The following is a 22,244-nucleotide window of genomic DNA, read 5'->3' as shown; positions in this document are numbered from 1 at the left end:
GTTGTGATCAGGCCCTTCGGACGGCTTCCTCGACCAGATCGAGGACCCGGCTGAGCTCGCCGGGCGGGCGCCCCGTGGCCAGGTGGAGCACGAGGCCGTCGTACGCCAGCTCGAGGAACTGGGTGAGCACCTCGACCGGCACGTCGTCGCGCAGCACGCCCGCCTCCCGCTGGCGTTGCAGCCGGTCACGGGTGGCGTCGGCGATGGCCGCCGACCGCTCGGTCCAGCGCTTGGCGAACGCGGGGTCGGTGCGCAGCCGCCGGGACACCTCGAGCTGGGTGCCGAGCCACCCGGCCGTGTCGCCCTCGCTGCCGCCGGCCCGGGCCAGCAGGTCACGCATCACCTGGACGAGCCCGTTGCGGGCGACCGTTTCGACCATCGCAGCCGCGTCGTCCTCGGCGACGGCCAGGAAGAGTGATTCCTTGTCGCGAAAATGGTGGAAAATCGCCCCGCGGGACAGCCCGGTCGCGTCCTCGAGCCGCCGTACCGTCGCACCCTCGTAGCCGAACCGTGCGAAACAGTCGCGCGCCGCGGCGAGGATCTCGGTGCGGCGGGCGTCCAGCTGGTCCTGACTTACTCTGGGCACGCTCTGGATCGTGTCACGTGCGCCCTTTCGCATGCAATCCGTACGTACGTCTTGGCAAGAGTGCCCAGCACACGGGCGGATGGTGCGAATTCCCCCATCCCGCCCGCCAGTTGTTAACAGTCCTGGGCTGTTCGGTGCCCTCCCCGCTCACGTAAAGTGCCCGGGTGCCTCTTGTCCTGATAGCCCTCGACGACACCCTGCTCGACCGCAGCGGTGCGTTCCGGCTGTGGGCCAAGGGATTCCTCGACGAGATCGGGGCCGTACAGGATGATCTCGACTGGTTACTCTCCGTCGATGCGGACGGATTGACCTCCCGCTGGGACCTGGCCGACCTCATCCGCGACCGCTACCAGCTCGGCATTCCCTCGATCGACCTCGTGGAAGAGCTGCACGAGGGCCCGCTGGCGTACGAGAAGCTCGACCCCCTGGTCGGCTGTGCGCTGCAGATCGCCAAGGACGCCGGCCTCGTCCCGGTGGTGGTCACCAACGGACGGGCCGAGATCCAGGACGTCCGCATCCGGCGCACGGGTCTGGACCGCTACGTCGCCGATTGGGTGATCTCCGAGCAGGCCGGTGTGAGCAAACCCAACCCGCGCATCTTCGCGCTCGCCGCGCAGCGGGTGCGGATGAGGCTGGGCGGCGCCTGGGTGGTGGGCGACAGCCCCGAGGCCGACATCGGCGGCGCCGCGGCGATGGGTCTGCCCAGCGTGTGGCTGCATCGCGGCCGCGAGTGGGTGGACAACCGGTTCGCCCCGACCGAGATCGTCGGCAACGTGATCCAGGGAATCTCGGCGATCATGGCCGCCGCGAATAAATAGGTTGCGACTTCCCGGGCCGGTTCGGGAGAGTAAGCGCGTCGCCCGCACAGGGCCTGAGAGAGAAGGGGGTGTGAACACATGGCTGTCGTTGTGATGCCTCGTGTCCAGATTCGCCATCTTTCCTCTCTCAAGGAGACCCTCCAGTGCGCGAGCACGACTCTTTCGGCCCGGCAACCATGCGCCGCGGCCGTCGCAAGTTCGACGACGACGATCTGACCTTCCAGAAGCGCGGCGGTCCGGGCCCGCAGCTCAAGGAGGACCCCGACCTTCCCAGCACCGGTGACGGCTGGTCGACCTGGGACGGCGCGCTTCACGGCCCCGTTCCCCGGCCCGACTGGGTCCGCACCGAGCACGGCGCGGTCGACACCGAGCTCGGCATGCTGAAGACCGGCAAGGAAGCCGACGTCTACCTCGTACGCCGGGAACTTCCCGACACCGACAAGGTGAGCGTGCTGGCCGCCAAGCGTTATCGCGACGGCGACCACCGGCTCTTCCACCGCGACGCCGGTTATCTCGAGGGGCGCCGGGTCCGCCGGTCCCGCGAGATGCGGGCCATGACCAACCGCACCGCGTTCGGCAAAGAGATGATCGCCGGGCAGTGGGCGATGGCCGAGTTCGGCGCGCTCACCCACCTGTGGCAGGTCGGCCAGGAGAGCGGCCTGGTGCGGGTGCCCTATCCCGTCCAGCTGATCGGCACCGAGCTGATGATGGAGTTCATCGGCGACTGGGAGACCGGCGAGGCGGCGCCCCGGCTCGCGCAGGTGCGGGCCGATCCCGACCAGCTGGCCGACCTGTGGCGGCAGATGACCGACGCGCTGTCGGTGCTGGCCCGCGCGCAGGTGGCGCACGGTGACCTCTCGCCCTACAACACCATGGTGCACGAGGGGCGGCTGGTGCTGATCGACCTGCCGCAGATCGTGGACGTGGTCGCCAACCCGCAGGGCGGCGACTTCATCGCGCGTGACGTGCGCAACGTCGCGGCCTGGTTCACCCAGCGCGGGCTGAAGGTGGACGCGGACGAGCTGCTCGAGAGGCTGCTCTACGAGGCAGGTCTCAAGTGAGATGCCAGGCGTTCCGGCCGCGGCCGCCCAAACAGAGGCGGCCGCGGCCGGTGCGGCGTCACTGCAGGTAGCCCTCGACCTCGCCGACGCTGTGGGCCTGCTCGGCGTCGGGGTTGTTGCCCACCTCACGGGCGGCCCGGCGCCGGCGCAGCAGGTCCCAGCACTGGTCCAGGGCCTCTTCCAACTCCTTGAGCCGGTCGTGCTCCTCGCTCGACGAGATCTCGCCCCGGCTCAGCTGCCCGCGCAGCGTGTGCTCCTCATCGACCAGGCCGTGAATCCGGCTCAGCACAGTCTTGTCATCCATGCGGGAGAGCCTATGCGCAGATCGACAACACCGTTACGTCACCGTGGTCACTAGAGGTCGCGACGCTGGAACGCGAGTCCGGCTACGGCGAGCACCAGCGCCACCCAGACCGCCGCCCACAGCAGGTAGGCGCCGTGCAGCGGGTCCGCGCTGAGGAACGGGTGGCCCTCGAACGCCTCGCTGAACTGCGACAACAGGGACGGGTCCTGGAACGAGCGCATCGCTCCGCGCCACAGGCCGTCGGTGGGCAGCAGCATCTGCGACACGGTGCCGATGCGTTCGACGCTCTCGTTGCCCAGCGCCTTGCCCAGACCGCCGACCACGCCCGCGATCCAGGTCGCGCCGAACAGGCCGACGGCCACCACGCCCGACGCCATCGGGGAGATCACCGTGGACAGCAGCAGGCCCAGCGTCAGCAGCGTGACCGTCTGGGCGGCCAGCAGGGCCAGGCCGGTCGCCGGGTCGGGCGGCCAGTACCCGGTGGTCACCTTGACGATCACCAGCTGGGCCGCGCCGGCCGCGGCCACGAAACCGGCGCCGAACGCCACCAGGCCGAGCCACTTGCCCAGCAGGACCCACACGCGGCGGACCGGACGGGCCAGCACGGCCAGCGCGATACCGGACTCGGCCTCGCCGGCCACGGTCGGGCCGGCCAGGAACGCCGTGCCCAGCGCGGCGATCAGGCTCAGGCCGAACATCACCAGGTTGAGCACCAGGGCGGCCGCGAACTTCGATTCGCCGCTGGTCAGGCCCCCGAACTCGGCGTCGATCCGGGAGAAACCCCAGGCGCTCAGCGAGAGCAGCACGATCGTCAGCACGGCCAGCGAGCGCAGCACCCGTCGGCGGGCCGCCTCGCGCAGGGTCAGACCGGCGATGGTGAGCACGATTCTCATGCGGCCTCCCCGCCACGGATGATGTCGAGCAGGCGCTCCTCGAGCGTGATCCGCCCGGGTTCCACGGCGTGCACGCGGACGCCGAGCTTCACCAGCTCGGCGACGAGGTCGGGCACCTCGTCGAGGTCTCCGATCGGCACGACGAAGGTGTCTCCCTCTCGCCGGTGGTCGCCCATCCGGCTCTCCGCCGCGGGCGTCACGCCCTCCAGCCGGAGCCGCAACTCTCGCTGTCCGAGCAGCTCGGCCAGGGTTCCCGAGGTGGCGACGCGGCCGTGGTCGAGGATGACCACCCGGTCGCAGACCCGTTCCACCTCGCCGATCAGGTGCGAGTTGAGCAGCACGGCGACGTCCCGCTCGCGCAGGGAGAGAAGCAGATCGCGTACGTCGGCCCGGCCGATCGGATCGAGCGCGCTGGTCGGCTCGTCGAGCACCACCAGTTCCGGACGGGCGACCAGCGCGACCGCCAGCCCGAGGCGCTGCTGCATGCCCTTGGAGAAGCCGCCGACCCGGTCGCCGGCGCGGTCCGCCAGCCCGACCAGGCCGAGGCACTCACGCTGCTCCGCCTCGGGGACAGCCGTGCTCGCCAGCCGCGTGTGCAGCCGCAGCACCTCGGCCGCGGTCAGCCACGGCTGGTAGCGGAACAGCTCGGGCAGGTAGCCGACCCGGGCCCGCGAGCCCGGATCCGTGCCTGGCCGGCCGAGCAGCATGACCTCGCCCGCGTCGGGCCGGACGAGACCGAGCAGCATCTTGATGACCGTCGTCTTGCCGGCGCCGTTCGGGCCGAGCAGGCCGACCACCTCGCCCCGCCCGACCTCGAACGTCACGCCGTCCACGGCCTGCCGCCGCCCGTACCGTTTGCGCAGGCCCGAGGCCCACACCGCGGGAGAGGTCACCGGAGCCCTCGGGCCACCGACAGCACCTCGTCCGCGCTCACCGAGCCCGCCACCGCGGTGACCACGCCGTCGCGTACCCAGACCACGGCGCTCAGCACCCCGTCGCTGGCGGTGAGCAGGGTCGCCGGGACGCCGTCGACCTCGGTCGGCTTGCTGGTCATCTCTTCGGGCATCACGTGCAAGGGCAGCGTCGTGCCGTCAGCGGTGAAGGTGCGCAGTTGCTTGGCCACGTCCGCGGGCAGCCCCGACAGCGACAACAGGTAGTCCCGGGCCGTCGCGAAGGGCACCCCCGTCGAGTACGCGGTGGGCGCGACCGCCCGGGCCACGATCAGCGACGGAACCCCCTGCCGGCTCGACCACACGGCGGCGGCGCCCGGGCCGGCGGTCAGCCGGAAGCTGCTCCCGTCCAGGCCGGCCGGCATGGACGGGGTGGCCTCGCCCCGGCCCTGGGCGAACGCTGCCACCTTGGCCGCCCGGAACGTGAAGGTCGCGCTGATGCGCCGGCCCGCCTGGTACGCCGGACCGCCGGTCACCCCGCGCGGCAGATCGGCGACCCGGGGCAGAGCGAGGCCGCTCTCCTTCTGGGCGGCGGCCGCGTCGGCGACCTGGTGGATCTGCGGGCGCGACGTGATCTCGACGTCGCCCCACGAGGAGAGGTCGGGCATGGCCATCAGGTCGGCCTGGTGCACCGTGACCGGGGCGATGCGCTCGGTCCGGAAGATCGGGAACCAGTCGCCCGCGGCCGCCGCTCCCGCTCCGGCGAGAAGCACGGCCACGGCGGCGCCGGCGATGATCGGACTGCGGAAGCGGGCGCGGACCCGGCGCGGCGCGCTCACCGGCTCGGCGACCCGCAGGCGTTCCCACCCGGCGTCGACATCCGGATCGGCCGCAGTGTGCAGGGTCTCGGCGGCGAAGGCGGCATCCTGCCGGGCGGTGATCAGTTCCGCGCTGCAGACGGGGCAGCTCGCGACGTGCTCGCGGTCGGCGTCGGCGACCCCGGCCGGCTCGTCCACCAGCCGGCGCAGCACGCCGTCGTTCGGGTGGCGTTTCATGCGTTCAACTCCTTGCGCAGAGCGGACTCGGCCCGTCGCACGGTGGTGCCGACGCTGCCGGGGGAGAGGTCGAGGGCGGCGGCCACCTCGGTGTAGCTGAGGCCGCTGTGCCGCAGAACGAGGGCGATCGCCTGTTTCCGGGGCAGCCGGGCGAGGGCGGCCCGCACCCGGCGGCGTTCCTCGGCGGCCACCACCGCGTCGGCGACGTCGGGCACCACCGTGTCGTGGGACCGGGCGGCCTGCTCACGGCCGGCGCGGCGTTTTCCGGTACGGATGTGATTGAGCGCGGTGTGGGCGGCCGCCACCGAGAGCCAGGGCAGCGCCTCACCCGCCGGCACGTCGGAGCGGCCGAAGGTGAGGAACACCTCCTGCGCGACGTCCTCCGCCTCGTCGCGCGAGCCGAGCACGCGGGCGGCCACGGCCACCACTCGCGGGTAAGCGGCCCGGAACACCTGCTCCAGGTCGGGCCGGGCCGCCCGGGTTCTTCTCGACAGGGCCACGCTGTCCTTCCCGCCGTGGGCCAGTGCTAAGTCCATGCCAGGTAAGCACCGCCGGCCCCGCGGTTGTGACAGCGCCGTCTAAAGAATGATGTTGACCAGCACGGTCAGCACTATCGAGGCCACCACCGACAGCACGATCATGCCGAGGCAGCCCAGCGGCCCACCCAGAAACCGGACTTCCGAATTCCCGATACGCATGGCGCGCGCTTACCCACTGAGCCCGCGCCGAAGCCTGTCGATCAGCGTGCGCGAGATTCGTCCGATCCCGGCATCGATGCGAGCGGGGTCCGGTCGAGCGAGGTCAGGCCTGGACCGCCCGGACGGCGGTCGAGGAGACCGAAGCCAGAGCCGGTCGGGCCGGCATGAGCAGGGTGGGGATGCCCAGGGACTGGTTCATGGCGGCCAGTTCCTGTTCGTGGCGGGCGTCGGCGGGATTGCGGACGCCGCGGATGATGACGTCCGCGCCGTGGCGGTGGCAGTAGTCGACGGTGAGCCCCTGCCACGCGGCCACCGTGACGTTGTGCCAGGCGGAGGGCAAGGCGGCGCGGACGGCTTCGGCACGGGCCTCGCCCTCGCGCGTGGGGTGCTTCGCGGCGTTCACTGCGACCAGCACGATCAGCTCGTCGAAGAGGTGGCGGGCCCGGTCGGCGACGTCGAGGTGGCCGGCCGTGACGGGATCGAACGTGCCGGGAAACACCGCGCGCGTCATCGTTCGAGCATAAATCCGCGCCGGCGGGCACGCGGCTGCGCCGAGGCGAACCCCGCCCTCCACCGGGGGCCCCCGGCCACGGCCGATTTTATCGTTTTTGTGGACTCGCGGAGCCGCGGTCCGGCCGTCCTGTGGACAGGTGCGGATTGTGGATAACGGGCGATGCTCAGAGCGAAGCCCCGCCTGCCGGACCGGGCAGACGGGGCTTCGGGAACGCTCGGCTCAGCTCTCGAGCATCTTGCGGAGGACGTACTGCAGGATGCCGCCGTGGCGGTAGTAGTCCGCCTCGCCGGGGGTGTCGATGCGGACGTCGGCGTCGAACTCGACGCCGGTGTCGGTGCGGACCTTGACCGTCGAAGGGGTGTCGCCGTCGTTGAGGGCCGTCACGCCGGTGATCGTGAAGGTCTCGGAGCCGGTGAGGCCGAGCGACTCGGCGTTGGTCTTGGGCGGGAACTGCAGCGGCAGCACACCCATGCCGATCAGGTTGGAGCGGTGGATGCGCTCGTAGCTCTCGGCGATGACGGCGCGGACGCCCAGCAGCATGGTGCCCTTGGCCGCCCAGTCGCGCGACGAGCCCGAGCCGTACTCCTTGCCGGCCAGGATGACCAGCGGGACGCCGGCTTCCTGGTAGGCGACCGAGGCGTCGTAGATCGTCGTCTGTTCGCCGGTGAGGTGGTTGACCGTGAAGCCGCCCTCGACGCCCGGCACCAGCTGGTTGCGCAGCCTGATGTTGGCGAACGTGCCGCGGATCATGACCTCGTGGTTGCCGCGGCGCGAGCCGTAGCTGTTGAACTCGTGGCGCGGGACGCCGTGCTCGGCGAGGTATTTTCCGGCGGGGGAGTCGGGCTTGATCGACGACGCGGGCGAGATGTGGTCGGTGGTGACCGAGTCGCCCAGCTTGGCCAGCACGCGGGCGCCCGCGATGTCGTTCACCGGCTGCGGCGAGGGCTGCATGCCCTCGAAGTAAGGGGGCTTGCGGACGTACGTCGAGTCGTCGGCCCACTCGAAGGTCTTGCCCTCGGGGGTGGGCAGCGACTGCCACTGCTCGTCGCCGGCGAACACGTCGGCGTAGGCGGTGCTGAAACCCTCGGCCCCGATCGCCGAGGCGATGACGTCGTCGATCTCCTTGGCGCTGGGCCAGATCTCCTGGAGGTAGACCGGCTGACCGTCGGACCCGGTGCCGAGCGGCTCGGTGGTGATGTCGATGTCCATCGAGCCGGCCAGCGCGTACGCCACGACCAGGGGCGGGGACGCCAGGTAGTTCATCTTGACGTCCGGGTTGATCCGGCCCTCGAAGTTGCGGTTGCCGCTCAGCACGCTGACCGCGGTCAGGTCGGCCTCGTTGACGGCGGCCGAGACCTCCTCGGGCAGCGGGCCCGAGTTGCCGATGCAGGTGGTGCAGCCGTACCCGACGAGGTTGAAGCCGATCTTGTCGAGGTAGGGCGTGAGGCCGGACCGGTCGTAGTAGTCGGAGACGACCTTGGAGCCGGGGGCCAGCGTGGTCTTGACCCACGGCTTGCGGGTCAGCCCGCGCTCGACGGCCTTCTTGGCCAGCAGCGCCGCGCCGATCATGACCTGCGGGTTCGAGGTGTTGGTGCACGAGGTGATGGCGGCGATCACGACGGCGCCGTGGTCGAGCTCGTACTCCACGCCGTCCTCGCCGACCACCCTGGTCGGCTGGGAGGGACGGCCGTCGGCGCCGGTGGCCGCGCTGAACACGTGCGGCTTGTCGGCGGCCGAGTTCTCGTGGTTGGCCGGCGGGTCGCTGGCCGGGAACGATTCCTCGCTGGCCTCGTCGGCCGGGCCCTGGTCGGACACGTAGTTGGTGAGCGCGTCGCGGAACATCTGCTTGGCGGCGTTCAGCGGCACCCTGTCCTGCGGGCGCTTCGGGCCGGCCAGCGACGGCACGATCGTCGACAGGTCGAGTTCGAGCTTCTCGGAGTAGTCGGGCTCGGCTTGCGGGTCGAGCCAGAGGCCCTGCCGCTTCGCGTACGCCTCGACCAGCGCGACCTGCTCGTCGGAGCGGCCGGTCAGCTTGAGGTACTTGATGGTCTCGTCGTCGATCGGGAAGATCGCCGCGGTCGAGCCGTACTCGGGCGACATGTTGCCGATGGTGGCCCGGTTGGCCAGCGGCACGGCGGTGACGCCGGGGCCGTAGAACTCGACGAACTTGCTGACCACGCCGTGCTCGCGAAGCATCTCGGTGATCGTCAGCACGAGGTCGGTGGCGGTGGTGCCGGCCGGCATCTCGCCGAAGAGCTTGAAGCCGACGACCCGCGGGATGAGCATGCTGACCGGCTGGCCCAGCATGGCCGCCTCGGCCTCGATGCCGCCGACGCCCCAGCCCAGCACGCCCAGGCCGTTGACCATCGTGGTGTGCGAGTCGGTGCCGACCACGGTGTCGGGGTAGGCCTGCCCGTTGCGCTCCATGATCGTACGAGCCAGGTATTCGATGTTGACCTGGTGCACGATGCCGGTGCCGGGCGGCACGACCTTGAACTCGTTGAACGCCGTCTGGCCCCAGCGCAGGAACTGGTAGCGCTCGCGGTTGCGCTGGTATTCGAGCTCGACGTTGCGGGCGAACGCGTCCTGGCGGCCGAACAGGTCGGCGATGACCGAGTGGTCGATGACCAGCTCGGCCGGGGCGAGGGGGTTGACCTTGGTCGGGTCGCCGCCCAGGTCTTTCACGGCCTCGCGCATGGTGGCCAGGTCGACCACGCACGGCACGCCGGTGAAGTCCTGCATGAGGACCCGGGCCGGGGTGAACTGGATCTCGACGCTGGGGTCGGCCGTCTGGTCCCACCCGCCGAGCGCGCGGATGTGGTCGGCGGTGATGTTGGCGCCGTCCTCCGTCCGCAGCAGGTTCTCGAGCAGGATCTTCAAGGAGTAGGGCAGCCGGTCGTGCCCCTCGACCTTGTCGATCGTGAAAATCTCGTAGCTCGCGTCACCGACGCGGAGCTCGCTCTTCGCACCAAAGGTGTCGAGGCTGGCCACCGTCATCTCCTTCACACCCAGCGACTGTCGTTCAAGTCTTTCGCACCGAAAGGGCGGCCTTCTGGTTAGGCATACCTAACTCTCGGTTCAGGTCCGTCTGTAAACCGTACGTCCGTCTTGTAAGCCGGCGCAAGCCGGGGTCGCCCTCCTTTCACGTTTACCCCGGTCGCGCGCCGGGCACATCGGCAATCGTGCAGGCGCCTACCGACAGGGTCGGACTCAGCGAGTTCTTCGACCGCTACGGCACCGCTCTGACCAGCGGAGACGTGGTTGCCATCGCGAACTGTCACGCGCTGCCGGGGATGGTGGTCTCCGATGCGTACAGCTTCACGTTCGCCACGCCGGCCGCCGTCGCGCTGTCGTTCCTCGGCGCGGCCCCCAGCTACGAGGAGCGTCAGATCGTGGCCGCGCACGCTCAGTTGATCGACGTGCAGGCGTTGTCGCCGGTGCTGAGCCTGGTGTCGGTCGAGTGGGAATACCTGGATTCGCGGGGAAATGCGGTGCCGGGGGAGAGTTACAGCTATCTGCTGCGGCTTGGCGCCGATGGGCCAAGAATCACCACGGTCATCGCCAGGCGCTGAAACTGTCGGGCCCTGGTGCGAGTATGGCCAGGTGATCAGCTCTTCCGACGTCGTGGTGATCCACTACCAGCGGCCCGCCGGCGACTATGCCGGCTGGGGCCTGCACGCCTGGGAAGGCACGATCACCAAACCCGACTGGCGCCGCCCGCTCAGCCCCGCCTCGTTCGACGACTTCGGCGCCGTCTTCTCGGTTCCCGTACGCGATGACGCCATCGGCCTGCGTTTCGTGCTCCACCGCGGCGACGAGAAGGATCTGCCCGACGACCAGCGGCTCGATCTCACCGTGGCCCGTGAGGTGTGGCTGCGCGCCGGTGAAGCCCACCCCGTGCGCCCCTCGCTCGGCAGCCTCGGCCCCGAGCTCGACCGGGCCCGCGCGTTCGCCGTCTTCGTCGACCGCACCACGATCGCCCTGCCCGCCTGGCTGGCCGAGCGCGCGGTCACGTTCTCGCTGCTCGGCGAGGCCGCCGTCCCGCTCACCGCGCGTCCGGGCGGGCTCTTCCAGGCCCAGAGCCGCCGGTTCCCCCACCTGCGGGCCTACCGCGCCTTCTCCGTACGCGAGATGGGCGACGCCGCCCTGGGCGAGCTGCTCCGCGGCCCGGTGCTGGTCGAGGGCCGCGATGCCGGGGGCCAGGTCACCGTGCTGACCGCCGCGCAGCTTCCGGGCGTGCTCGACGACCTCTACGCCGACGCCGCCGACGCCGAGCTGGGCCTGATCCTCCTCGACGAGCGCCCGCGGCTGGCGGTGTGGGCGCCCACGGCCCGCACGGTCGAGCTCGAGCTGTTCAAGGCCCCGGACGACGAGCCGCGCCTGGTGCCGATGGAAAGGGACGCGCTGACCGGCGTCTGGTCGGCCGCGCTCAAGCCGAAGTGGCTGGGCCGCTACTACCGCTACCGGGTCGAGGTGTGGCACCCGTCGGCCCAGCGCGTGGTCACCACCAGCGTCACCGATCCGTACTCGCTGGCCCTGGCCACCGACTCCACCCACAGCCTGCTCGTCGACCTGGCCGACCCCGCGCTGAAGCCGTCCGGCTGGGAATCGCTGGCCAAACCGCCCGCGGTCGCGCCGGCCCGCATGCAGATCAGCGAGGTGTCGGTCCGCGACTTCTCGATCTTCGACCACTCGCTGCCGCCGGCCGAGCGGGGCACGTACGCGGCCTTCACCCGGCCCGGCTCGGCCTCGATGAGCCATCTCAGCTCGCTGGCCGAGGCCGGGCTGACCCACATGCACCTGCTGCCCGCGTTCGACTTCGGCAGCGTGCCCGACCGCCGCGCCGACCAGGCCACCCCCGACTGCGACCTGGCCGCCCTGCCGCCCGACTCGCCCGAGCAGCAGCGCGCCGTCATGGCCGTCGCCGCGTCCGACGGGTTCAACTGGGGCTACGACCCGTGGCACTACACGGCCCCCGAGGGCAGCTTCGCCGTCGACCCGGCCGGGCCGTCCCGCATCCTCGAGTTCCGCCGCATGGTGGCCGCCCTCAACGCCGCCGGGCTGCGCGTGGTCATGGACGTCGTCTACAACCACACCATGGGCGACGGGCTCGACCGGTTCAGCGTCCTCGACCGGGTCGTCCCGGGTTACTACCACCGCCTGCTGGCCGACGGCTCGACCGCCGAGTCCACCTGCTGCCCCAACACCGCGCCCGAGCACATGATGATGAGCCGCCTGGTCGTCGACTCCGTGGTCACCTGGGCCCGCGAATACAAGGTCGACGGCTTCCGCTTCGACCTCATGGGCCACCACCCGCGGGCCAACATCCTCGAGGTACGCGTCAACCTCGACCACCTGCCCGACGGCCGCGACATCTGCCTCTACGGCGAGGGCTGGGATTTCGGCGAGGTCGCCGGCAACGCCCGGTTCACCCAGGCCACCCAGGTCAACATGGCCGGCACCGGCATCGGCACGTTCAACGACCGGCTGCGCGACGCGGCCCGCGGCGGCGGCTCGTTCGGCGACCCGGGCGTGCTCGGCTTCGCCACCGGGCTCGGCTCGTCGACCCCGCTGCACGTGCACGACCAGATCAAGGTGGGCCTGGCCGGCGGCCTGGCCACCTACCGCTTCACCACCCACACGGGGGCCGAGCAGAGCGGCGCCCAGGTCGACTACAACGGTTCGCCCAGCGGCTACGCGCAGTCCCCGGGCGAGACGATCAACTACGTCGACGCCCACGACAACGAGATCCTGTACGACGCGATGGCGTTCAAGCTGCCGATCACGACCGCCCCCGTCGACCGGGCCCGGCTCCAGGTCGTCGCGCTGTCGCTGGTGGTGCTCGGGCAGGGCGCCGGCTTCGTCGCCATGGGCAGCGAGCGGCTGCGCTCCAAGTCGCTCGACCGCAACTCGCACAACTCCGGCGACTGGTTCAACCAGATCCGCTGGGACCCGGCCCTCGGCAACGGCTTCGGCCTGGGCCTGCCGCCGGCGGGCGAGAACGAGGACCAGTGGCCCCGCGCCCGCCCGTTGCTGGCCGAGCCGTCCCTGGTGCCGCCGCCCGACGTCATCGAGCTGACGGCTGAGCGCTACCGCGAGCTGCTGCGCATCCGCCGCTCCTCCCCGGTGTTCGGCCTGCCCACGGCCGAAGAGGTGCAGCGCCGGGTGGTGTTCCCGCTCGGCGGCCCGGGCGAGACCCCCGGCGTGATCGTGATGTGTCTTGACGGCACCGGCCTCGACCCGAGGTGGAGTCAGCTCGTCGTCGTCTTCAACGCGACCGACGAGTCCACCGTCCAGGCCGTGTCCGGTGTCTCCGAGAGCCTGCACCCCCACCCCGAGCTGGTCCGATCGGCCGACCCGCTGCTGCGTACGGCCAAGGCGGCCGCCGGCAACCTGACCGTCCCGGCCCGCTCGGTGGCCGTCTTCGTGGCCGACGCCGCCTGAGGTTCGGCTGTGAGTCGCCTCCCGGATGGCTGTGGGGGGTCGCGCTCGGCCGCGCACTGGGAAAGGATGGGTGCCGGGGAAGGGGTGTGCTGTTGCGCGAGGTGAATTACGACGACCGGCAACATCTGGTCTATGCGCGGGCTCGCGCGTTGACTCCCGACAGGCTGGCCGAGTGGCTGCGCGTGTTCGCGCGGCACGCTCCGGCCCGGCGCCCGCTCGAAGTGCTCGACCTCGGCTCCGGCACCGGCCGCTTCACCCCGGCCCTGGCCGCCGAGTTCGGCGGTCCCGTCTGGGGGGTCGAGCCGTCCGACCACATGCGAGCCGCCGCCGGCGAACACGGCGACCAGCCGGGCGTCAGCTACCTGTCCGGCTCCGCCACCGAGATCCCGCGGCCCGACGAGAGCTGCGACCTCGTTCTGCTGTTCCTCGTGCTGCACCACGTCCGCGACCACGCGACCGCGGCGGCCGAGATCGCCCGGGTGCTGCGGCCCGGCGGCCGGGTGCTGATCCGCAGCCTGTTCCCCGACCGCATGCCCGAACTGCCGTGGTACAGCTACTTCCCCGGCGCCCGGCTCATCGACGAACAGGTCTTCCCGCGGATGGACCCGCTGCTCGACACGTTCGCCGCGGCCGGGCTGAGGTTCGTGACGGTCGAACGGGTGCAGGAACGCATCGCCGACAGCCTGGCCGACTACGAGCACCGGTTGAAGCTGCGCGGATCGTCCACGTTCGAGCGGCTGACCGAGCTCGAGATCATCGAGGGGTTCGACGCGCTCGAGGCAGCGGTGCGAGCCGAGCGCCGGCCGCGGCCGGTCGAGGAGGAGAGCGATCTGCTCGTCCTGGAAAAGGCTAGCTGAGCGCCGCAGCCTTCCGGACGAGGACGGCCCGCTCCCGGGCGTTGCCGCAGAGCCGGGCGGCCAGCTCCAGCTCGGCGCGGGCCTCGGCCGTGCGGCCCAGCCGGCTGAGCAGCTCGCCCCGCACACTCGGCAACAGGTACGAGCCGGGCAGCCGGTCCTGGGCGACCAGCTCGTCGACCAGCAGCAGGGCCGGGCCCGGGCCGCTGGCCATCGCCACCGCCACCGCGCGGTTCAACTCGACGATCGGCGACGGCGCGACCCGGCCCAGAGCCTCGTAGAGCAGCACGATGCGTTCCCAGTCGGTCTCCGCGACCGAGGCGGCGGTGGCATGGCCGGCGGCTATCGCGGCCTGCAATCCGTACGGGCCGAGACCGCGACCGGCCGCAGTGGCCTGAGCCAACGCCGCCAGGCCGCGGCGGATCGCCGAGCGGTCCCAGCGCCGGCGATCCTGGTCCTCGAGCAGGATCGCCGAACCGTCCGGGCCGGTACGGGCCGGGAAGCGCGCCGTGGTCAGTTCGCACAGGGCGATCAACCCGAACACCTCGGGCTCGCCGGGCAGCAGCGCGGCCAGCGTCCGGGCCAGCCGGACAGCCTCGTAGGCCAGGTCGGTGCGGAGCAGGCTGTCACCCGTCGTCGCCGTCGAGCCCTCGGTGAAGATGACGTAGAGGACGCTGAGGACGCCGCCGAGCCGTTCCTTGCGGTCGGCCTGCGGCGGCACCTCGAACGGCACCCGGGCGGCCGCGATCGTCTTCTTGGCCCGGGTCACCCGGGCCTGAATCGTCGCCACCGGCACCAGGAACGCCCGCGCGATCTCCTCGGTGGACAGACCGCCGACCGTACGCAGGGTGAGCGCCACCCGGGCCTCGGGCGAGAGCACCGGGTGGCAGGCGACGAACATCAGCGCCAGCACATCGTCGTCGATCCGGTCCGGGTCCCACAGGTGACCGTCGCCGCCGTCGGTGTCCTCGGACGCCAGCAGCGCGTACCTCTCGTCCCGGGCGGCCCGGCGGCGGAAGCTGTCGATCGCCCGCCGCCGAGCCGTGTTCAACAGCCAGCCCACCGGGTTGGCCGGCTCACCGTCGCGCGGCCAGGAGACGAGAGCCTCGGCCACCGCCTCCTGAGCCACGTCCTCGGCCAGTTCCAGGTCGCCGCCGGTGTAGCGGGTGAGCGCACCGACGATGCGAGCCGACTCGATGCGCCAGACGGCCTCGAGTGAGGTCACAGCTGGCCGGTCTGCTCGCGCCAGGCCCGCTCCTTCTTGATCCACTCGTTGTCCTGCGGGAACTCGTCGATGCCGGGGACGCGCCGGATCTCGGTCTTCGAACCGGGGAAGGCCGGGATGCGCTTGGCCCACTCGACCGCCTCCTCCTTGGAGGCGACGTCGAGGATGTAGAAGCCGCCGAACAGCTCCTTGGTCTCGCCGTAGGGGCCGTCGGTGACCACCGGGGTGTCGCCGGTGTGATCGACGACCACGCTCTGCGCGGCGTCCTCCAGGCCCTCGGCCGCCACCAGGACGCCGGCCTTGATCAGCTCGTCGTTGAAGCGGCCCACCGTCTCGAGCATGTCGTCGAACGACGCGTCCATCATCTTGGCCAGGGACTCGTCGCTGTTCCGCATGATCAGCATGTACTTCGCCATGGTGCTGCTCTCCTCGGTATCCGATCCGGTCGCTCGTCGACCTTCTCACCCCCAGGTCGAACGGGCGCGCCCCCGATCGACACGGCCCGCGACAAATCTTGGGGGTGCGTCGTTGCGTTACATTGCGTATCGATTTTCGGTGAGGGGAGACGTTGTGCGGGTGCAATGGGCCTTGGGTGGCATCGCTCTGCTGGCATTGGTCGGCGGATGCACGTCGTCGTCGGATGACGCGAAGACCGCCCCGGTCGCGCCGGCGTCACCGCCGGCGTGGACCGAGCCGGCGGCGTACTCCTATGTGCTGGCCCGGGGCTGCGACGCGGCCACGCCGACCGGCCGGTATCAGGTGGACGTGAAGTCGGGCGCGGTCGCCGCGTCGAAGCGGCTGGACGCAACGTCGGCGAAGCCGTCGGCCGGGGGCGAGGCGGATCTGGGCCCCGCCACCGGTGACACCGGGGAGGAGATCGAGGCCTTCACGCTCAAGGAGCTGCTCGAGATGGCCCAGACCGCGGCCGACGACGGCGGACAGGTCACCAAGGCGTTCGACAACGCCGACGGCCACCCGGTGAAGGTGACCATCGACGTCGGTTCGGGCCCGGAGTGCTGGAACGTCAGCGACTACAAGCTGTAGGGCGGGATCCGGTCAGCCCGGCAGGCCGCCTTGACGGTCAGCCGGGGAGTCGCGGACCGGCCTCGCGCTGCGCGGCCATCCACGTCTCGACCTCGGCCGAGGAGCGGGGCAGGCCGGCCGAGAGGTTCCGGCAGCCGTCCGCGGTGACCAGCACGTCGTCCTCGATGCGGACGCCGACGCCTCGCAACTCGGCCGGCACCAGGTCGTCCTCCGGCTGGAAGTAGAGGCCGGGCTCGACGGTCAGCACGTAGCCCTCCTGCAGGGGGCCGTCGCGGTAGGTCTCGTTGCGGGCGTTGTTGCAGTCGTGCACGTCGATGCCGAGCATGTGGCCGAAGCCGTGCAGCGTCCAGCGGCGGTAGACGGTGCTCTTCTCGTCCATCGCCTCGTCGACGCTGACCGGCAGCAGGCCGAGGTCGGCGAGGCCCTCGGCGAGCACCCGCATGCAGGTCTTGTGCACGTCCTTGAACAGCACGCCCGGCCTGATCGCGTCCATGCCGGCCTGCTGAGAAGCGTGCACGATGTCGTACACCTGGCGCTGGAGCGGGGTGAAGCGGCCGTTCACCGGCACCGTGCGGGTCACGTCGGCGGTGTAGAAGTTGTGGCCCTCGACGCCCATGTCCATGAGCAGCAGCTCGCCCGGCGTGGTGGTGCCGGTGTTGCGCACCCAGTGCAGGATCGTCGCGTGGGCGCCGGCGCCGACGATCGAGCCGTAGCCGACGTCGTTGCCGTCGTGCCGGGCGCGCAGGCCGAAGACGCCCTCGAGCAGGCGCTCCTTCACTCCGCGGTCGGCCGGCAGCACGCGGGCCACGTCTTCGAAGCCGCGGACGGTGGCGTCGATCGCGGCCTGGAGCTGGGCGATCTCCCACTCGTCCTTGATCAGCTTGAGCTCGCTGAGCACCCAGGCCAGCTCGCGGTCGCGCGGCTTCTCGCGGTCGGGCTCGTAGGCCAGCACGGTGCGGTCGACATTCGGGTCGAGGCCGCGCAGCACCCGCGTACGCCCCGGGGCGGAACCGGCCAGAGCCGCGCCCAGCTCGCCCAGCGAGGCCGTCTCGACGCCCAGCTCGGTCGACTTCTCGGCCAGGGTGTGGGTGCGGCCGACCCAGAGCTCGCCGTTGCGGCTGCGGAAGAAGGCGTCGGTGTCCTTCGAGTTGCGCTGGTGGGTGTAGAGCACCGCGTCGTGACCGGAGCCGCTGGGGCGCAGCACGAGCACGCTGTCGGGGTCGCGGTCGCCGGTGAGGTAGACGAAGTCGCTGCCCGGACGGAACGGGTAGTCGGTGTCGTTGGCCCGGACCTTCTCGTTGCCGGACGGGATGATCAGCGTCTCGCCGGGGAACGCCTCGGAGAGCGCGTTGCGCCGTTTGGCGTAGTTGGGCGCCTCGGGCAGCGGGCTGACGGCCAGCGGGTCCTCTCGCCACCCGGACCGCATGAACTGCAGGAAGGCCTCGGGGAAGGCGGGGTCGTGAGATTCCGTCTTGGCTGCGGGTTGCGCAGCCTTCTGCTCGGCCATCGTGGCGCCTCCGATCGTGTGACCCCGACGTTACCGCCTCCCCCTGACACTCAGCGCTGCGGCAGGGTCAGACAGGCGACCCGGGGTCCGGCGGTGCCGGCGACACCGGCGGCGGTCTTGGTCTGCTGCGCGTGCAGGATCAGCGAACGGGCCGACCGGCCGGCCGGGAACGTCCAGGCCTGCACGGCCGACACGGTCGCCGTGCCGTAGCCGTCGGCGCTGAGATCGAGCCACACCTCGTTCCGCGGGTTGGCGTAGGACGGGTCGACCGACGGGGTCTTCGGGTCCTTCTGGTGCTGGTAGTGCGGGCCGGCCTGGTCGGGCACGGCGGTGCACGGCTCGGTGTGCAGGTGGGCCCCGTACGCGCGCCGGGGGATCAGCCCGGCCGCCTCCAGCCGTACCTCGGTGGTCCTGGGCATTTGGGCGACCGCGACCGTGGCCGTCGCACCAGGCGGAACCACCGCGGGGTCGTAGGTGATCGCCGTCGCGCCCGGCCGGAACGGCAGGAACGTGCCGGTGGCGACCGTGTCCGGCGCCCACGAGGCCGAGGGGGCGGGGCTGGGTGAGCCCTGGTAGATCGTCCAGGCCGAGGCGGAAGTGAACATCGAGGCGGACGTGGTGGGCCCGATCGGCACCGAGTTCGCGCAACCAGTGATCATGAACAGAGGAACGGTGAGGGCAAGCGCGCGTGAGAACATCCGGCGATCATCCCAAATATGGACATATCGTGCGAGCACTGGCGTGGCGCGTGCCGGAACGCGAGGCTGGTCCCACCACGACACAGGAGGCATGGCATGGGCTACGCGGTGGTGCTCGGCGAGGCGCTGATCGACCTTCAGGAGGCCGAGCGCGACGGTGAAGTGGTCTACCGCCAGGCCATCGGGGGCGCGCCGCTCAACGTCGCGGTGGGCGCGACCCGGCTCGGCGGCCAGGTGCAGTACGTCGGCTCGCTGAGCGACGACGTGCTGGGCAACCGGCTCGCCGTGTTCCTCACCGAGCGCGGCGTCGGCACGGCCGGCGTCAAGCGGGTCGCCGTGCCGACCACGCTGGCCGTCACCACGTTCGTGGGCGCCGAGCCGACCTTCACGTTCTACGGCGAGCCGCCGTCCTATGCGCTGCTCGGCCCGGCCGACCTCGACACGGCCATGGTGGGCGGGGCCGACGTGCTCTACACGGGCTCGATCTGCCTGCTGCGCGAGCCGTTCCGGGCCGCCGCCCGGGCCGCGTGGGCGGTGCCCGGGCCGCTGCGCGTCTTCGACCCCAACGCCCGGCCCACCCTGCTGCCGGACGGCGCCGCCGTGACCCACCTGCGGGAGCTCTCCGAGGAGTTCTTCGCCACCGCCGACCTGGTCAAGCTGAGCGCGGCCGACGCCGAGGTGCTCTACGACGGGGCGACGCCCGAGCGGGCGGCCGAGCGTATCCGCGGCCTGGGCGCCAAGGCCGTCGTCGTCACCTGGGGCTCGAAGGGTGCGTACGTGTCGGCCGGCGAGGGCGCGGTGATGCTGCCCGCGCCCAAGGTCGACGCCGTCGACGCCACCGGCGCCGGCGACTCGGTGATGGGCGCGCTGGTGCGCCGCCTGCTCGCCGACGGCCTGCCCAAAGACCTGGACGGCTGGCAGCGCAACGTGCGCTTCGCCCTCGCGGTGGCCGGCCTGGTCTGCGAGCGCCGCGGCGGCGCCGTGGCCATGCCGACCAACGAAGAGGTGACCGCCCGGTGGGGCACCCTCAGCTGAGGGTCTTCTCGATGAAGCGCTGACGGTCGAGCATCATCCGCTCGACCAGCACCTCGGCCGCCAGGGTCTCGCCCATCCGCACGACGACCTCGAAATACAGCTTGCGGCCCTCGGCCTTGGCCAGCGTGGCCAGCGCGTGCACCGAGCCGCCGACCGGCGTGGGCACCAGGTGGTTGATCTCGGCCCGGACTCCGACCGTGGTGAGGCCGCCCGGCAGGTGCCGGGCGGTGGCGGCGACGGTGGCGGCCTCGGCCAGCGCCAGCACTCGCGGCGTGGCCAGCACCGGCACGTCACCCGACCCGAGCGCCTGCGCGGTGTCGGCATCGGTGACGGTCAACTCGACCCGGGCGCTCAGACCGGGCGGGAATTCCGGAAGCTCCATGCCAAGAGCTTAGGGCCGCGTAGGCGACTGCCAATACGCCTCGGGGGTGGCGGAGTCCGGCTTGCGCGCCTGCCGGGCCCGCACGGCGAGCTCGGCGGCCAGCGCGTACGCCTCGGCGAGGTCGCGATCCTTGGCCTGGCCGGACCGGCCGCGCGCGGTGTCGGCGTACACGGTGGCCAGGCCCAGCATCCGCTGCAGGGGGCCCTGCACGACCCGGACGCTCTGCAACCGCGCGTACGGCACCAGGTGCATCTCGCGCGTCAGCAGCCCCCAGCGGGTCACCAGCACCTCGGGTGTCAGCCCGACGCCGATCGACCGCAGCGCGATCGGGTTGAGCCAGCGCGCGCGTTTCGGCGGCGGCGAGGTGGCCAGCGCGGCCAGGTCGACGCCGGGCAGCACCTCCCACACCAGGGAGCGGGCTGTGTCGAACTCGCCCACCGGCAGCAGGCGGTCGGAGCGCTTCGCGTCGCCGCCGCCCTCGCCCGCGTAGCCGGCCACGGCCAGCCGCAGGTGCAGCCAGCCCTGCCCGCGCCAGAGCAGCGGCCACGTCGCGCCGACCGCCTGCACCCGGTTGAGCGGCACGATCTGGCTGCGCGTCTCGAGCAGCCCGTAGCGCACTCCGAGCCTTTCCTCGGGGTCGCGGGCCAGGCGGAAATCCCAGTCCTGCAGCACCCGCCGCACCGGCTGCAGCAGCACGCCGGCCATCGCCGTCACCGTGCTGGCGATGCCGACGAAGGTCCACGACCCCTCCATCACGAACTGGAGCACCACGAACGCCACGCCGACGGGCAGAAAGAACGCCTGCGGGGTGAGCAGCTGGCTGACGACCAGGTCGCGGTTCCTGACCCGCAGCAGCGGGCGTTCGAAGGCGGGCGCGGCGGGCGCCGCGTCCGCGAGCTGGTCGGTGGGTTGCGCTGCTGCCTGCGTACGACCGGCGAGCGCGAGAAGCCGCTGCCGGAGCGCCGATGCCTCGCGCACCGTCAGGTAGGCCAGCGGCGCCTCGGTCTTGCCCCCGCCGATCACCTCGAGACGCAGCTCGGCCAGCCCGGTCAGCTGGGCCAGCAACGGCCGCCGCAGCTCCACCGCCTGCAGCCGTTCGAGCGGGATGGCCCGGTTGCGCCGCCAGATCACGCCGTCGGTGATGCGCAGCTCGCGACCGACCACCTGGTAGCCCGTGGTCAGCCAGCCGAAGATCGAGAAGATCACCACGGCGACCGCGATGACGGCCACCACCAGCGCGAACCGTTCGAGACCGACCTGCGACAGCGTCTGCCAGGAGAGGGCCGCCACGACCACCGCGATGCTCTTGGCCCCGTGCAGCACCGGGCTGAGCGGGTGCAGCCGGCGGCGCGGCTCGGCGACGGCGGCCTCGGGCGGCGCGGTCGGTTGCGGGGGACCGGCGGCGGTCACAGGCCCTCGGCCCGGTCCTCGCCGAGCGTGGTGAGCCGGTCGCGCAGGCGGGCCGCCTCGGCCGGCGGGACCCCGGGGATCTGCGCGTCGCTGGCCGCCGCGGCGGTGTGCAGCTGCACCGTGGCCAGCCCGAACGCGCGTTCGAGGGGACCGGCCGTGACATCGACGAACTGCATGCGCGCGTACGGGACGATGGAGAGCCGCCGGACCAGCAGGCCGTGCCGGACCAGAAGATCCTGATCGCGTTCGGCGTAGCCCCAGGCGCGCACGGCCCGGACGGTGACGAACGAGCGCCAGATCGCGTTGACCACCACCAGCGCGATGCCCAGCTGCCACAGCCAGTGGCCCTGGAGCACCAGGCCGACGCAGAGGCCGGCGGCCACGATCACCGTCCAGCTCCACCGGACGATCAGCTCCACTGTGATCAGCTTCGGCGAGACCGAACGCCACTCGACGGTGTCGGGCCAGGGGGTCAGGGCGTCGACGGTCACCCCTTGAGCCTAGGAGATGGGCGCATCGGTTGCCGTACCGAAGGGCGTCACTTCGCGCAGGAATCCGCGGAGATCCAGGAACTGGCCCAGCGTGACGCGGTGTTCGTCGCAGGCCAGCCAGGTTTTGCGATAGTCGAGGGTGTGGATCTTCGGGTTGTTCCACCGGAGCGTCCAGGAGGCATCCGCACGACATCCTTTGGCGGAGCACTGCGGCTCTACGGGGCCATCCACACCCTGAAGTGTATGAGCGCCGGGCGACCACGGGGGAAGTCGCCCGGCGACGGGGACGATGTTACACGCTTCGGGACGCCGCGCATCCTCCCCGCGGAGGTGCC

Annotated in this window: 23 protein-coding genes; 7 read left to right on the top strand and 16 right to left on the bottom strand. The window is 71.4% G+C overall.

Translation table 11 applies throughout. The features are described 5' to 3' along the window. Positions 1-7: 7 nt before the first annotated feature. Complete coding sequence (locus tag KXC43_RS41555) at positions 8-586, bottom strand: TetR/AcrR family transcriptional regulator (protein WP_221381764.1); 579 nt, start codon at positions 584-586, stop codon at positions 8-10. Positions 587-750: 164 nt separating this feature from the next. Here KXC43_RS41555 and KXC43_RS41550 point away from each other — a divergent pair, with 164 nt between their 5' ends. Together KXC43_RS41550 and KXC43_RS41545 are read left to right on the top strand one after the other, a co-directional pair. Further along, complete coding sequence (locus KXC43_RS41550) at positions 751-1,404, top strand: HAD family hydrolase (protein ID WP_221381763.1); 654 nt, start codon at positions 751-753, stop codon at positions 1,402-1,404. Positions 1,405-1,547: 143 nt separating this feature from the next. Next, complete coding sequence (locus tag KXC43_RS41545) at positions 1,548-2,465, top strand: serine protein kinase RIO (RefSeq protein WP_438870948.1); 918 nt, start codon at positions 1,548-1,550, stop codon at positions 2,463-2,465. Positions 2,466-2,523: 58 nt separating this feature from the next. On the opposite strand, the gene KXC43_RS41540 is transcribed toward KXC43_RS41545, so the two are convergent. The 7 genes from KXC43_RS41540 to acnA all read right to left on the bottom strand — a co-directional run bounded on the left by KXC43_RS41540 (position 2,524) and on the right by acnA (position 9,825). Then, the gene (locus KXC43_RS41540) at positions 2,524-2,769 is read right to left on the bottom strand and encodes a DUF2630 family protein (protein ID WP_221381762.1); all 246 of its coding nucleotides are present in this window, start codon (positions 2,767-2,769) and stop codon (positions 2,524-2,526) included. A 50-nt stretch (positions 2,770-2,819) separates the two neighbouring features. After that, on the bottom strand, positions 2,820-3,662 hold the full coding sequence (locus KXC43_RS41535; protein ID WP_221381761.1) for an ABC transporter permease: 843 nt from the start codon (positions 3,660-3,662) through the stop codon (positions 2,820-2,822). Continuing rightward, complete coding sequence (locus KXC43_RS41530; RefSeq protein ID WP_308129499.1) at positions 3,659-4,555, bottom strand: ABC transporter ATP-binding protein; 897 nt, start codon at positions 4,553-4,555, stop codon at positions 3,659-3,661. Before KXC43_RS41530 ends, KXC43_RS41535 begins: the two co-directional genes overlap by 4 nt. After that, positions 4,552-5,607, bottom strand: a complete 1,056-nt coding sequence (locus KXC43_RS41525; protein ID WP_221381760.1) for a hypothetical protein — start codon at positions 5,605-5,607, stop codon at positions 4,552-4,554. Before KXC43_RS41525 ends, KXC43_RS41530 begins: the two co-directional genes overlap by 4 nt. Continuing rightward, on the bottom strand, positions 5,604-6,143 hold the full coding sequence (locus tag KXC43_RS41520; protein WP_221381759.1) for a sigma-70 family RNA polymerase sigma factor: 540 nt from the start codon (positions 6,141-6,143) through the stop codon (positions 5,604-5,606). Before KXC43_RS41520 ends, KXC43_RS41525 begins: the two co-directional genes overlap by 4 nt. A gap of 265 nt (positions 6,144-6,408) precedes the next feature. After that, on the bottom strand, positions 6,409-6,816 hold the full coding sequence (coaD, locus tag KXC43_RS41515; RefSeq protein ID WP_221381758.1) for a pantetheine-phosphate adenylyltransferase: 408 nt from the start codon (positions 6,814-6,816) through the stop codon (positions 6,409-6,411). Between the two features lie 222 nt (positions 6,817-7,038). Beyond that, positions 7,039-9,825 carry an aconitate hydratase AcnA gene (gene acnA, locus KXC43_RS41510; protein WP_308129498.1) on the bottom strand — a complete coding sequence of 929 codons (2,787 nt, stop codon included), beginning with the start codon at positions 9,823-9,825 and terminating at the stop codon, positions 7,039-7,041. A 176-nt stretch (positions 9,826-10,001) separates the two neighbouring features. Between acnA and KXC43_RS41505 the strand changes: the two genes are divergently transcribed. The 3 genes from KXC43_RS41505 (at position 10,002) to KXC43_RS41495 (ending at position 14,120) form a co-directional block, all read left to right on the top strand. Next, entirely contained in the window at positions 10,002-10,391 is a 390-nt protein-coding gene (locus KXC43_RS41505) for a DUF6841 family protein (RefSeq protein ID WP_221381757.1), read from the top strand. Continuing rightward, positions 10,354-13,263: a pullulanase-type alpha-1,6-glucosidase gene (gene pulA, locus KXC43_RS41500; RefSeq protein ID WP_438870947.1), complete on the top strand. Its 2,910-nt coding sequence runs from the start codon at positions 10,354-10,356 to the stop codon at positions 13,261-13,263. The genes KXC43_RS41505 and pulA overlap by 38 nt, the downstream gene beginning before the upstream one ends. Before the next feature lie 101 nt (positions 13,264-13,364). Continuing rightward, positions 13,365-14,120 carry a class I SAM-dependent methyltransferase gene (locus KXC43_RS41495; RefSeq protein WP_308129502.1) on the top strand — a complete coding sequence of 252 codons (756 nt, stop codon included), beginning with the start codon at positions 13,365-13,367 and terminating at the stop codon, positions 14,118-14,120. Here the strand turns inward: KXC43_RS41495 and KXC43_RS41490 are convergent. Continuing rightward, positions 14,113-15,342, bottom strand: a complete 1,230-nt coding sequence (locus KXC43_RS41490; protein ID WP_308129497.1) for an RNA polymerase sigma factor — start codon at positions 15,340-15,342, stop codon at positions 14,113-14,115. The genes KXC43_RS41495 and KXC43_RS41490 overlap by 8 nt on opposite strands. Continuing rightward, positions 15,339-15,758, bottom strand: coding sequence for a YciI family protein (locus KXC43_RS41485; protein ID WP_221381754.1), 420 nt, complete (start codon positions 15,756-15,758; stop codon positions 15,339-15,341). The genes KXC43_RS41490 and KXC43_RS41485 overlap by 4 nt, the downstream gene beginning before the upstream one ends. A 139-nt stretch (positions 15,759-15,897) precedes the next feature. Here KXC43_RS41485 and KXC43_RS41480 point away from each other — a divergent pair, with 139 nt between their 5' ends. Continuing rightward, a complete protein-coding gene (locus tag KXC43_RS41480) occupies positions 15,898-16,386 on the top strand; it encodes a hypothetical protein (protein WP_221381753.1) in 489 nt (162 codons plus the stop codon). A gap of 37 nt (positions 16,387-16,423) precedes the next feature. Here the strand turns inward: KXC43_RS41480 and KXC43_RS41475 are convergent, their stop codons facing one another. Continuing rightward, complete coding sequence (locus KXC43_RS41475) at positions 16,424-17,893, bottom strand: aminopeptidase P family protein (RefSeq protein ID WP_221381752.1); 1,470 nt, start codon at positions 17,891-17,893, stop codon at positions 16,424-16,426. A 50-nt stretch (positions 17,894-17,943) separates the two neighbouring features. Then, positions 17,944-18,591 (bottom strand): superoxide dismutase family protein, encoded by a 648-nt coding sequence (locus KXC43_RS41470; RefSeq protein ID WP_255645713.1) that lies wholly within the window; start codon positions 18,589-18,591, stop codon positions 17,944-17,946. 96 nt (positions 18,592-18,687) lie between these two features. On the opposite strand from KXC43_RS41470, the gene KXC43_RS41465 reads away from it, so the two are divergent. Next, the gene (locus KXC43_RS41465; protein WP_221381751.1) at positions 18,688-19,626 is read left to right on the top strand and encodes a carbohydrate kinase family protein; all 939 of its coding nucleotides are present in this window, start codon (positions 18,688-18,690) and stop codon (positions 19,624-19,626) included. Here the strand turns inward: KXC43_RS41465 and KXC43_RS41460 are convergent. The 4 genes from KXC43_RS41460 to KXC43_RS41445 are packed head-to-tail and all read right to left on the bottom strand — an operon-like array spanning position 19,619 to position 22,140. Beyond that, a complete protein-coding gene (locus KXC43_RS41460; protein WP_221381750.1) occupies positions 19,619-20,008 on the bottom strand; it encodes a thioesterase family protein in 390 nt (129 codons plus the stop codon). The genes KXC43_RS41465 and KXC43_RS41460 overlap by 8 nt on opposite strands. Before the next feature lie 9 nt (positions 20,009-20,017). Beyond that, a complete protein-coding gene (locus KXC43_RS41455; RefSeq protein ID WP_221381749.1) occupies positions 20,018-21,418 on the bottom strand; it encodes a PH domain-containing protein in 1,401 nt (466 codons plus the stop codon). Continuing rightward, a complete protein-coding gene (locus KXC43_RS41450) occupies positions 21,415-21,909 on the bottom strand; it encodes a PH domain-containing protein (RefSeq protein ID WP_221381748.1) in 495 nt (164 codons plus the stop codon). Before KXC43_RS41450 ends, KXC43_RS41455 begins: the two co-directional genes overlap by 4 nt. Positions 21,910-21,918: 9 nt before the next feature. Beyond that, complete coding sequence (locus KXC43_RS41445; protein ID WP_221381747.1) at positions 21,919-22,140, bottom strand: hypothetical protein; 222 nt, start codon at positions 22,138-22,140, stop codon at positions 21,919-21,921. Positions 22,141-22,244: the final 104 nt, after the last annotated feature.

It is taken from the genome of Paractinoplanes polyasparticus (assembly GCF_019710575.1).
In the GTDB taxonomy this organism is placed as follows: Bacteria; Actinomycetota; Actinomycetes; order Mycobacteriales; family Micromonosporaceae; genus Actinoplanes; species Actinoplanes polyasparticus.
Note: the sequence above shows the minus strand (reverse complement) of the source record. Positions and strands in the feature narration are given on the sequence as shown.